The organism is Salinimicrobium xinjiangense DSM 19287, from assembly GCF_000423585.1.
Taxonomy (GTDB): domain Bacteria; phylum Bacteroidota; class Bacteroidia; order Flavobacteriales; family Flavobacteriaceae; genus Salinimicrobium; species Salinimicrobium xinjiangense.
The window spans coordinates 180,967-192,920 of record NZ_AUIG01000001.1; the positions used below are offsets into that span (position 1 = coordinate 180,967).

The 11,954-nt window shown below is 39.1% G+C and carries 8 protein-coding genes; 6 read left to right on the top strand and 2 right to left on the bottom strand.

The features are described 5' to 3' along the window. Window positions 1-204: 204 nt before the first annotated feature. From G564_RS18210 to G564_RS0100840, 6 genes are all read left to right on the top strand, one after another. Window positions 205-1,203 carry a response regulator transcription factor gene (locus G564_RS18210; RefSeq protein ID WP_051205215.1) on the top strand — a complete coding sequence of 333 codons (999 nt, stop codon included), beginning with the start codon at window positions 205-207 and terminating at the stop codon, window positions 1,201-1,203. 188 nt (window positions 1,204-1,391) lie between these two features. Then, a complete protein-coding gene (locus G564_RS0100815; RefSeq protein ID WP_156879153.1) occupies window positions 1,392-2,966 on the top strand; it encodes a thrombospondin type 3 repeat-containing protein in 1,575 nt (524 codons plus the stop codon). A 130-nt stretch (window positions 2,967-3,096) separates the two neighbouring features. Further along, entirely contained in the window at window positions 3,097-4,518 is a 1,422-nt protein-coding gene (locus G564_RS19700; RefSeq protein WP_156879154.1) for a hypothetical protein, read from the top strand. A 93-nt stretch (window positions 4,519-4,611) separates the two neighbouring features. Continuing rightward, window positions 4,612-5,544, top strand: a complete 933-nt coding sequence (locus G564_RS0100830) for a hypothetical protein (protein ID WP_029035986.1) — start codon at window positions 4,612-4,614, stop codon at window positions 5,542-5,544. Between the two features lie 80 nt (window positions 5,545-5,624). After that, a complete protein-coding gene (locus G564_RS19705; RefSeq protein ID WP_029035987.1) occupies window positions 5,625-7,298 on the top strand; it encodes a thrombospondin type 3 repeat-containing protein in 1,674 nt (557 codons plus the stop codon). Between the two features lie 1,079 nt (window positions 7,299-8,377). Continuing rightward, on the top strand, window positions 8,378-9,517 hold the full coding sequence (locus G564_RS0100840; RefSeq protein ID WP_245583639.1) for a M12 family metallopeptidase: 1,140 nt from the start codon (window positions 8,378-8,380) through the stop codon (window positions 9,515-9,517). Between the two features lie 45 nt (window positions 9,518-9,562). On the opposite strand, the gene ggt is transcribed toward G564_RS0100840, so the two are convergent. Beyond that, on the bottom strand, window positions 9,563-11,257 hold the full coding sequence (gene ggt / locus G564_RS0100845; RefSeq protein ID WP_029035989.1) for a gamma-glutamyltransferase: 1,695 nt from the start codon (window positions 11,255-11,257) through the stop codon (window positions 9,563-9,565). A 7-nt stretch (window positions 11,258-11,264) separates the two neighbouring features. After that, window positions 11,265-11,849 (bottom strand): acyl carrier protein phosphodiesterase, encoded by a 585-nt coding sequence (locus tag G564_RS0100850; protein WP_029035990.1) that lies wholly within the window; start codon window positions 11,847-11,849, stop codon window positions 11,265-11,267. Window positions 11,850-11,954 lie beyond the last annotated feature (105 nt).

An 11,954-nucleotide genomic window follows, 5' to 3' on the forward strand; every position in this document is an offset into this window, starting at 1 on the left:
CCATTAGAGGATTAAATTTTGGTTAATTATGGAAAATCCTGTAGGAATTTCGTCTTTTTAACTATTTAAAAGTCAGAAGAGTAGCACAAAAGATTAGCAATACTTTTAAAGTAGGTTGTCTATCTTTACTCGTGAAAATAAGGGATAACCCCGGTTTCCCTGATTTTAAGATGAAGTATCAAGTGAGAGTGTAATTGTAAGAATATGGAAAAGAAACTACTACTATTAATTTCCAAAAATGATGACTTTGCTACAGGAATTGAAACTGCCGGAAGAAGGGAGTTTCAAACTACTACAGTAAACAATATGCATGCGGGTTATGCTTTAGCTTTAAACATTCTTCCCGATGTTATCTTAATCGACTATTCCTCTCTTGGCCTGGAAAGTTTAAAGAACCTTCACAGTTATAAATCTACACATTTTTTGAATAAAAGTTTTCTCTTTCTCTTTGGAGATCTTGAAAACAAAAAGACTCTGGATAAGATTTTTGCAGATCAGGTGGATGGGATCATTTATGACAAAGGATCTTTTGGATATATCATTAATAAAATAGAGGAAACCGTTAAAGTCAATAGTTGCCTTACCAACTATTGGAAAGATTCCTTTATGGGACTCTTTAATATTTTAAATCATCCCGTTATTCTTTTACAGGATGAGAAGATCGTGGCGATGAATGATGCTTTTAAAAATGATTTTTTCATTACAGGAAAGCAGAAGATCAAGCTTACCGACCTGGTGGTGGATAAAAATAAGCTTAAGGTTAAAGAGGCGCTTCGCAAATTTGCCAAAGGCAAACATATGAAAGCAACAACCAAGACCACTTTGGTGATGAAGGAGAAAATAAGGGAAGCGCGTATTACATTCTCTAAGCTTGATAAATCTTTATGTGGACAATTGGTCATGATGATCAATTTTACCGGAAACGATTTTCCTCTTAACCAGGAGATAGGAAGTACGTCCAGGGAAACTGAAAAATATTTCTCCAGTAATCACACGTCCGAGGAAGTTGCTTTTACCAAAAGAGAAAAGGAGATTATTTCGCTCCTGTGTAAAGGATATAAAACAAAAGAAATTTCTGAAGCTCTGTGTATCTCTTCAAAAACCATTGAGAAACACAGAGCTAATATTATAAGAAGGACCCATTCCGGAACCATTCTGGAAAGTATTGTCTACGCGTTGAACCATAATATGATAGATATTTGAGAAAACTAAAAGCAGGGATTTCCCCCATTGTTAAAGGTTAAGATAAATCCTACATTGAGGAGGAATTCCCCCCAACCATTTTTCATCCCCCCTCGACATAAAACCCAAGTCTAGTATGAGCTGAATTATTTATTTAAGGCATGTATTTATTAACCATTCTAAATTTTATTAATCAAAAACCTTTAATTATGAAAAACTTCAAAAATTATTTGGCGTGCCTTACCGTATTCGCGCTAATGTTTACATCCTGTAGTAAGGATGAGTCTGGGGTGAGTGACACCACAGAAAAAGCAAGCCTGTCCTTTGGGGCTATCGTGGCCGATCTAGCCAGTAATGCGACCAATAAGCAATCTGACCTTGGGGATCTGCCTGAATGTTCTGACGCTGCTCCTTCATATGTGGAGATCGTATTGATGCAGGGAGATGATTACATCGTTGGTGGGGATGCTCCTTACCGAGTTGATTTAGTGGCAGGACAGGTCTTCACTGAAGAAGATGCTGCTCTGGAACTTGATCCGGGTCAATATACCCTGGAACATTTCGCAGTTTATGACGCTATGGGTAATCTTACCTGGATAGCACCAAAAGGAGGAATTCTGGCGCAATATGTTGATGCTCCCCTTCCTTTAAATATTAACCTGGGGGCAGGAGTTAAGAAGTATGTTGATGTTTCTGTAGTTTGTTATGATGACAGAGATGTAAATGAATACGGATATCTCTTCTTCGAGTTTGATACGACCAGAGCTTTTGAATTCTGCTTCTTTGTTAATTATTGTGCTCCAGACGGAAGACACTATCCTGGAAGATTCTCTGTAGAATTCTCTATTGACGGAACCGTGATTTATGAAGCAGAAGAAAACATCAACAATGTAGGAGTAAATCAATTTGGAGACAATTTTGCAGATCCAATTTGTTTTGCCTTACCAGATCTTCCAGGCTATGGAGACGATGTTGAATATTTGGATTACCGCGTTACTCTGTTAGACTGGGATGGCGTTTATGATGCTCCAGACAACTGGGTGATCACCGGAAGCCTTAGTCGTAATGAAGTTAGAGCCAACTTTGATGGTGCCAACAACGTTAATTACGAACATTTAAGATTTGGATGTGATGGTCAAACTCCTCCAGATGACGATAATGACGGAGTGCCTAATGATGACGATAATTGTCCTAACGATTATAACCCAGACCAGTCAGATGTTGATGGGGACGGATATGGAGATGTATGTGATAACTGTCCTGATGTATACAACCCTTATCAACTTGATTCAGATAACGACGGTTTAGGAAACGCTTGTGATCCAACTCCAGGAGGAGATGATACAGGAGACGTTCTGGAAGGTTGTGAGACCGCTATTATGTTCGGAGATACTGAATGGACAGAACTTGGCCTTACAGCGACTCGTTGGGGATGGACTGAGCATTTTGAGAATGAATTTGACGGAGCAGATGGTGAGAAAGTTTATCAGATTTGGGCAGGTGCCGGACAGAATAACCTTGATAAAGGATATTATGTTGGTCAGGTAATTCTAACCATAACTGGAGGCCAAGTGTCTCTGAACATTGTTCCTTTCACTGGAAACCAGTTTGATGACATCCATGTTTACGTTGGAGCTTCTGCTCAAACTGAAATAGCACCTGGTGTCTTTGACAATACTGACGGCGATGGATTAACTTATGTTGAGGGAGATGACTTTGCCGAAGTGGGTAATGACTTCTGGTTTACCGTTCATATTGGAGATGCATGTCCAGCAGAAGATTAGAAATATAAAGAACTGTACCGGGAAGAAATAATTCTTCCCGGGCAGTTTATATAAAACCACAAGAATTTCTGTGGGAAAAATCAAAAACAATTAACCATTCTAAATTTTATTAATTAAAAACCAAACCACTATGAAACGAATTTCGTACTACTTATGCTACGTTGCTGTATTAGCAATGGTCTTTACTTCATGTAGTAAAGAAGATGAAAATGTAACCTCCAATGACACAGATAAGGCAACCTTATCCTTTGGAGCAATATTAAATGACATTGCCAACCAATCTACTAAACAGTCAGACACAGATGATCTGCCTGAATGTTCAGATGCTACTGCTGCCTATGTAGAAATAGCATTATATGAAAATGGGCAACCTGTTGTAGGTAATACAACCACTCCTTTTAGAGTTGATCTCGTGGGAGGTCAGGTCTTTACCGAAGAAGTGCCTGAGCTGGAATTAGAACCGGGGACTTATACTCTTGAACACTTCATGGTTTATGATGCTGGTGGAAATCTTTTATGGGTAGCTCCACGAGATGGAGTATTAGCTCAATTTGTAGAAAATCCACTACCATTACAAATCAATCTGGGGGCAGGAGTTAAAAAATATGTTGATGTTTCTGTGATCTGTTATGATGACAGAGATGTTAGAGAATATGGATACCTCTTCTTTGACCTGGATACCAATCAGGCAATAGAATTCTGTATTTTCGGAAACTATTGTCCTCCTTCAGGAAAACACTACCCTGCAGAATATAGTGTAAGTGTATGGTCTGGAACAAGTGCAGCCGGAACTCCTCTATACACAGATGTTCCTAATGTTACCGGAACTTATGAAAATGGAGATTTCTATGCAGAACCTTTGTGTTTTGCACTGCCAGACAGAGATGGGCTTGATGAGTATTATTTCGAAATCACACTAAGGTCTTCAGACGAATACGGTTCAGTAACTGAGCGTGTAATAAGAAGAGGAGTGATCAATGATGATATTGTAAGAGCTTTCTTTGACGGAGATAACAACCTTGACTACTATCACTTCAGAGAAGGTGAAGGATGTGGTGACGATTCCACTCCAATCTTTGATGATCCACAATCAGAATCAGAGTTTTATAAGACTTGTGCATATCCAATGAATGGAAGTAAGTCTGTAGCACTTACCTATTTAGAAGTAAATGGGGATGTACTAAAAGCTACTGTTCTTGCAGCAGGTGTAACTCCAAACAAGGCACACCCACAGCACCTTCATGGATTTGACGACAATTCAAATTCTGTATGTCCACCTATGAGTGCAGACACCAACAATGATGGAAGGATTAGTCTTGAAGAGGGAGCTCCGTTCTATGGAGGAGTTCAACTTGCATTAAATTATGAGGATGATTCATTCCCTGTTGCAGATGCTCACGGTATATATACTTACCAGAGAACATTTGACTTGAGCACTATGGATCTGCCAGATTGGGAAAACCTTTCGGTAGTAGTTCATGGTCTCATGGTAAATGGAGAGTACCAGGCTACTCTTCCGGCAGCTTGTGGTCAGATCGCAAATCTGCACTAGAAATAAATAGCCGGGAGAAAATCCCTCCCGGCTTTCTTTAAAAACGTATTTATTAACCATTCTAAATATTTATTAACCAAAAACCAATCTAACATGAAAAAATTTAAATTTTACCTGAGCTTTTTAGCAGCTTTTGCCCTGCTTTTTACATCCTGTAGTAAAGACGAAGATTCGTCAACAACAGGTTCTGAAATGGCCTCCTTATCATTTGGAGCTATTGTGGAAGACCTTGCCGCTAATGCTACTACAAAGCAATCTGATGTAGGAGATATGCCTGCATGTTCAGATGATGTGGCAGCATATGTTGAGATCGTTCTTATGCAGGGAACTACTGAAGTGGTGGGAACTACTGCAGATCCTTACCGTGTTGATCTTGTTTCAGGACAGGTTTTCACCAAAGAAGATGCAGCCCTGGAACTAACTCCTGGTACTTACTCCCTGGACCATTTTTCAGTGTATAATGCCGCCGGAGACCTTCTATGGTTAGCGCCTAAAGGAGGAGTATTGGCACAATTTGTTGACAATCCACTTCCGCTTACAATTAATCTTGGGGCAGGAGTTAAGAAGTATGTTGACGTATCTGTGATCTGTTATGATGACAGAGATGTTAATCAATATGGATACCAATTCTTTGAACTGGATCTAAACTATGCATTTGAATTCTGCTTCTTTGCAAACTATTGTACTCCAGAAGGAAGACACTATCCTGCAAGATATTCTGTTGATATTTCAATAGACGGTACTTCTCTATACACCGGAGTTGTGAATAATGTTGGAAGAGATAACAATGGTGATCTTTTTGCAGATCCGGTATGTTTTGCTCTTCCAGATCTTGCACAATATGGTGACAACGAGGAGTATATTGATTATACCCTTACACTTCTAGACTGGACAGAACAAGAAGATGCTTATGGTGATGTAGATCCAATAGTAATCTCAGGAAGCCTTAGCAGAGCTGAAATCATGGCGAACTTTGACGGAGCTGATAACGTTGAGTATGAGCACGTAAGGTTTGGATGTGAATAAACCAACAGGAGGAAGCTGTGAGAACAGCTTCCTCCTTCTATTTAATTAACCATTCTAATTACTAATCAAAACAATTAACTATGAGAAAATTTAAAATTTACCTGAGCTTTTTAGCAGTTTTTGCACTGCTCTTTACTTCATGTAGTAAAGAAGAAAATTCAGGAATGAATGATGATTCCGGCAAAGCAACATTGTCTTTTGGGGCGATAGTGCAAGACCTTGCTGCGAATTCGAACAATAAGCAGTCAGACGTGGGAGATTTCCCAGAGTGTTCAGCTGATGCACCTGCCTATGTTGAAATAGTATTAATGCAGGAAGGAAATGCTGTAGTTGGATCTTTAGCAGATCCATATCGCGTGGATCTTGTAGCAGGTCAAATCTTCACTGAAGAAGATGCTGCTTTAGAACTTGAGCCGGGGAACTATTCGCTGGATCACTTTTCTGTATATAATGCAGAAGGAGATTTGATCTGGTTGGCTCCAAAAGGAGGAATATTTGCCGACTTTGTAGATAATCCACTTCCACTAAATATTGATCTTGGTGCCGGAGTGAAAAAATATGTCGACGTTTCAGTAGTATGTTATGATGACCGTGATGTAAATCAGTATGGTTACCTGTTCTTCGAACTTGATGCCAATGAAGCTTTCGAATTCTGCTTCTTTGCTAACTACTGTACTCCTGAAGGAAGACATTATCCTGCAAGATATGCTGTTGATATTTCTATTGATGGAACATCTCTTTACAGTGGTGTTGTAAACAATACCGGAAGAGATGACAATGGTGATCTGTTTGCAGATCCATTATGTTTCGCACTTCCTAACCTTGATGCATATGCAGATGATGAAGAATATATCGACTATACGTTGACGCTACTTGACTGGACAGAAAATGAAGATGCTTATGGTGATGTAGATCAAATGGTGATCACAGGAAGCCTTAGCAGAGCAGAGATCATGGCTAACTTTGATGGAGCTGATAACGTTGAATATGAGCACGTAAGATTCGGATGTGATGATGACGGCGGAAACGGCGGAGTTGTAGATTCTGATGAGGACGGAGTTCCGGATAGTGTAGATGAATGTCCTACAGTACCAGGTTCTGCCGAGAACAACGGTTGTCCTGAAACAGGAGAAACTGATGCAGATGGTGACGGAGTTGTTGATACTATTGACGAATGTCCAAACACTCCAGACGGAGTTGCTGTAGATGCAGTAGGATGTCCAATAGATACTGATGAAGATGGTGTGCCGGACTATGTAGATAACTGTCCAACTGAGGCCGGACCAGTAGATAACAATGGATGTCCTACTTCAACCGAATGTCCTGAAGTTTGTTCAATTCCACAGACAATTGATGACCTGGAAGAAAATTGTTACTTCGTTTATCCTGATACAACAGATCCGGATGGATTCTTTGCAATCTCAGAAGCGGAGAGTACAATTATTCTTGAGAATACACTCCAGGAAGAATTTGGAACGGTCACTTTACAAGGAACGCTTGAAGGACAATATATCTTAAGCCTGGATGGAATTATAAATACCGATAGAGTAATAGCTTATGAAATAGAGGTTAAAGACGATCTTGGTGATGAATGTTCTCAATCATTTTGCGATGCTGATGTAACTGTGCAGTTAGTAGATGATGATCAAAGTCCAATTTTAATTAATTTGGATAACAGTCTTATAGATGATTCTACTATTTATATTAGGGTGAAAGCAATCATTTGTGAAACACCTGTAGGTACTCCTGAATAAAGAGGAGAATTAGATGAATAATAGAGGTCGCTTAAAAGCAATTTTAAGCGACCTTTTTTTTGCTACACTTTTAAAATAATTTTCTGTTCTACCTCAAAGTTTATACAGCTACTTTTTGTTTGGCGAGTACTTTTAGTATTGAGGTTACTTTGTTATTCCTATTCGAAATGATTACTATATTTCAAGCCAAAGCTTCCTGCGAGCTAGTCCTTCTCTTTAGCAGCAGGGTTTTTCTTTATTTCCAAGAGTAGAGAAAGGCGATTGCTTTGGATGATCCAATTTCTTTCTCTATTAAAATGACTGCCCGGCAAAGCATGTAAGTACATTATGCAGCTCTTTTCTCATCTCTCTTCAGATAAATCGTGGTGAAGAAGATTTATTAATTCACACATCACGCTCTTTTGAGCAACTTTATTATTTCGGAATTGATTTGCAATTTGATATCAATAGAACCAAATCTCTTTTTTTGCTCCTGGAACGTTAGAGGAAATTTTACCCTTGAACTACACTTGAAAAATTTGGACTTGCAGGAGGTATTCCCTCTCTTTTGGTTCACAGTCTATACGTGCCAGAACTTAAAAGAGGTTGATTACAGTATTTTCCTACAATGTAGGAGCGTAATTTATCGACCAACGACACCTTTCTAAGTCAAAAGAACTTCCTTGATAGAAATTTATAAAGAATTTTTGCAATCCGGAAATTTTCGAACTGTTCATTGTTATCCGCCTGATTCAGGAGCTTTACCTTCTTCGAAGTAAGAATTTTCCTCCATAAATATTTAATTACCAGACTGTTAAAGTTTTCAAAAAGACTATTAAAATAATATTAATTTATATTTTTACCCTACAAATTTAATAATGGTTGATCCCGTTAAGTTTTTTAGTAAATGAGAAATTGTTTAACTCCTAATGCATCTAACAAGAAACAGACAGTTATTCCCACTCCGCCCCACATTTACAGAACCCCAAAGTTAAATTATTATTAAAACTATTTTTGGCATAATTATTACAAGAGTAAGAGCAGATAAGAGAAATTAAGATTTTCTTTTGTTTTTAAAAGCTTTTATTTAACGAAAAAAATTGATCGTCATCGAAACTTTAAAAAAAACATATAACACTGTAACTCCCAAACTTACATTGTTAGAAAAAACAGAAAACCTACTTATGAAAAAATTTAGATTCACCTATGTACTACCAGCTCTTGCCCTATTGGCTTCTTGTAGTAAAGATAATCCCAATGAGCTTGAAGAGCTTAACAATATTGATCCTGCTGTTGAGATGGTCGCAGGAGATGAAATGGTTGAAGTTGCAAGACCGGAGACTGGTAGTGTGACTACTGTATTTTATGCAGGTCAAGAGCTTGATGTTGAAGACTTTAATGGAGACTATTTATACCAGGGAGACATATTAATTCCTAAGGACATGGCCTCTACATCTGAGGTTCAGGTTATTTTTGAAAAAGATGAAGTAATTCCTCAAAATAAAAGCGTTGGAAGAACTTCAGGACGCTGGCCGGAAAATACTGTTTATTATGCTATAGAAAGTGGTTTGGATAATAAGACCCGGGTATATGATGCTATTAAACATTGGGAAAGCAATACCAACGTTAAATTTGTTGAAAGAACTACCCAGTCTAATTATGTTTACTTTGTAACAGGATCCGGTTGTTCATCTTATGTCGGGATGATTGGTGGTAAACAAAATATTACCCTATCAAGTAGCTGTTCTACCGGTAACACTATTCATGAAATAGGGCATGCCATAGGTCTGTGGCACGAGCAAAGCCGTGTTGATAGAGATACTTATATTACTATTAACTATGAGAATGTTCAGAGTGGTAGAGAGCATAACTTTCACACCTATTCTCAGCAGGGGTTGGATGGTGCCGAGTATACCAGTTCTCTTGATCTTGGTTCTATTATGATGTATGGTTCATATTCTTTTTCCAGTAATGGAAAACCCACTATAGTAAAAAAGGATGGAAACACCTTTAGCGTACAGAGAAGTGGCCTTTCATCTGGTGATAAGACAGGAATTAACAATATGTATCCTTATTCCTCAGGCTCAACGAGCACAGAACCGGTATATGTTAATGGTCAGACATACGTTATTGAAGGAGTAACTGTATACAGACATAATGATTTATGGTGGTATTATTCCAGAAAATACGGATGGAAAGAAGTTGTATTAAAGAATGGTTACTGGTATTATGCCAGATAATCTGAAATAAAATTATAAACCCGGCTTTGCCGGGTTTTTTTATACCTAAAAACCAACGGCAGTATTGTCTCCACGCCGGTCGGCACCGCCTTCCAAAATGCCATTTGGGAGCTTTAGGACAGCGTCTACTTTGCCCAATATCCGGGAATTCCTCTCATTTACCTCATAACCTTTTTGTCTTAGTTCCTCCAGCAAGACAGGATCAAAAGCCCCGGGTTCAAACACAATTACATCAGGAAGCCATTGATGATGAAAACGCGCTGCGTTAACGGCCTCCTGCATGGTCATATCGTGTTCTACCACATTCAGAATGGTTTGCAAAACAGAAGTAATTATAGTTGATCCTCCCGGAGAGCCCAGGGACATGAGGAATTGCCCGTCTCTTTCCACAATCGTGGGGGTCATGGAACTCAGCATTCTCTTTTCCGGTGCTACTGCATTGGCTTCACCTCCAATGAGCCCAAACATATTGGGGGCTCCCGGTTTCGCGCTAAAATCGTCCATTTCATTATTTAAAAAGAATCCCAGCTCTTCCACATAGAGTTTAGAACCATAGGCGCCATTTAAAGTAGTTGTGACTGCGACTGCATTTCCTTCTGTATCTACTATGGAATAATGAGTGGTTTCATCTGCCTCAAAACCCGGAACAACTCCCGGAGAAATTTTTGCAGATGGGGTGGCAGCATCAAAACTAAAGTTTTCCATGCGCCTGTGTAGATATTCCACACTTGTGAGGATAAAAGTGGGGATTTCCACAAAATCGGGATCTCCGAGAAATTTGCTTCTATCGGCATAGGCTCTTTTTTCTGCTTCAGTAATTACCTGGATATATTTTAAACTGTTATGTCCATATCCTGAGATGGGATATGTCTCGATCATTTTAAAAATTTGTGCCATTACGATTCCCCCACTGGACGGCGGTCCCATGGAAATGATCCTAATATCCTTATAGTTAAATATGATAGGATCTCTCCAATGTGCTTTGTAGGCAGCAAGATCATTCTTATTAATTAATCCTTTATTTTTTAGCAAAAAATCAGATAATATATCGGCGGTTTCTCCTAAATAAAATTCATTTTTGCCATTTTTGGCAAGCCTGCTTAGAGTTCTGGCAAGTGCGGGATTTTTAATGGTATCTCCTGCTTTAAAATTTTTAGTGAAGAGAATACTGTCTGCGTTAACCTCCAGCATAACCTCACGGTGATAATTAAGAGTACGTGCCTGATTTTCAGTTACCTCAAAGCCTTGTTCTGCCAGGGCAATTACCGGCTCAAGAATTTCACTCACCGGTAGTTTACCGAATTTTTCATGTGCAGCGAAAACACCTGCAACTGTTCCGGGAACACCCACTGCAAGTCCGCCTTTTTGGCTCCTTTCCGGTACTGCTTTTCCTGTTTCGTCAAGGAACATTTCTTTCGTTGCTGCCATTGGAGCTTTTTCACGAAAGTCCAGAGTTCCTGTTTCACCCGAATTAAGCCTGTAGACCAGGAATCCACCCCCGCCGAGATTTCCGGCAAATGGATAGCAAACGGCCAAAGCCATTTCTGTAGCCATCATGGCATCGAAGGCATTTCCTCCTTTTTTGATGATTTCCAATCCAATTTGAGAGGCTTCTTTTCGTGCGGAGACTACCATTGCATTCTCTGCAATTACACCTCTTGACTCTGCCTTGGGAACTTCGGTAGCTGTTTTACAGGAAACCACTAAAAATAGGATGCCAAGCAATGAGAATATTTTCATAGAAGATTTAGAGGGTTTTGATTTTTTCACTGGAATACTCTTGCAACTGCGGGAAGAATGCAGCAAACTCCAGTTTAAATTCATCGTAATGCTCCCTGAGGTCAATATGCGCCCTGTCCATTTGAACTATATTCCTGGTTCGAATGTTCATTTGGTAAAGGATCCTGCTTATCCCTTCAATAGAAGCGTAACTCAGAAGCCAGTTCTCTGCGACCATATAGGGTAGGAAATTTTGTATAGGAGCGGGTAAGAGTTCAAAATTCCTTTGAAGAAGTTTATAGAAGTCGGCAACGAAATTTTCCAATGGAATTTCAGAAAACTGATGCCATTGAGAGGCCAGAAAATGGTCATAAAAGATGTCCACAATGACCCCGCTGTAATGACTGTAGTTTTTGTGGAGTTTCGAAGCACTCTTCTTCACAATAGGATGGGTATCTGTAAAATGATCAATCCTTCGATGCAACAGAATGCCCTTTTGTACCCCCGGGGAATATTTCAGGTATTTTTTTCCTTTGATAGAATCGGCTATAAAATTTCCAAGGATGAGCTCCTCATTTTTTCCGGAGAGATATATATGCGCAAGAAAATTCATGCAGGCTAAGTTAACATATTGAGTGTTTAATTTTTGTTAAGGTTTGGGACTGCTTCAGAAGGACTGTATCTTTGTCGCATCTCATTTTACTGGGGAAGAATTCCG

Excerpts from the sequence above, each read along its gene's own strand:
- G564_RS18210 (WP_051205215.1), top strand. The coding sequence starts at position 205 with ATGGAAAAGAAACTACTACTATTAATTTCCAAAAATGATGACTTTGCT.
- G564_RS0100815 (WP_156879153.1), top strand. The coding sequence starts at position 1,392 with ATGAAAAACTTCAAAAATTATTTGGCGTGCCTTACCGTATTCGCGCTA.
- G564_RS0100830 (WP_029035986.1), top strand. The coding sequence starts at position 4,612 with ATGAAAAAATTTAAATTTTACCTGAGCTTTTTAGCAGCTTTTGCCCTG.
- G564_RS0100850 (WP_029035990.1), bottom strand. The coding sequence starts at position 11,849 with ATGAATTTTCTTGCGCATATATATCTCTCCGGAAAAAATGAGGAGCTC.
- G564_RS19700 (WP_156879154.1), top strand. The coding sequence starts at position 3,097 with ATGAAACGAATTTCGTACTACTTATGCTACGTTGCTGTATTAGCAATG.
- G564_RS19705 (WP_029035987.1), top strand. The coding sequence starts at position 5,625 with ATGAGAAAATTTAAAATTTACCTGAGCTTTTTAGCAGTTTTTGCACTG.
- ggt (WP_029035989.1), bottom strand. The coding sequence starts at position 11,257 with ATGAAAATATTCTCATTGCTTGGCATCCTATTTTTAGTGGTTTCCTGT.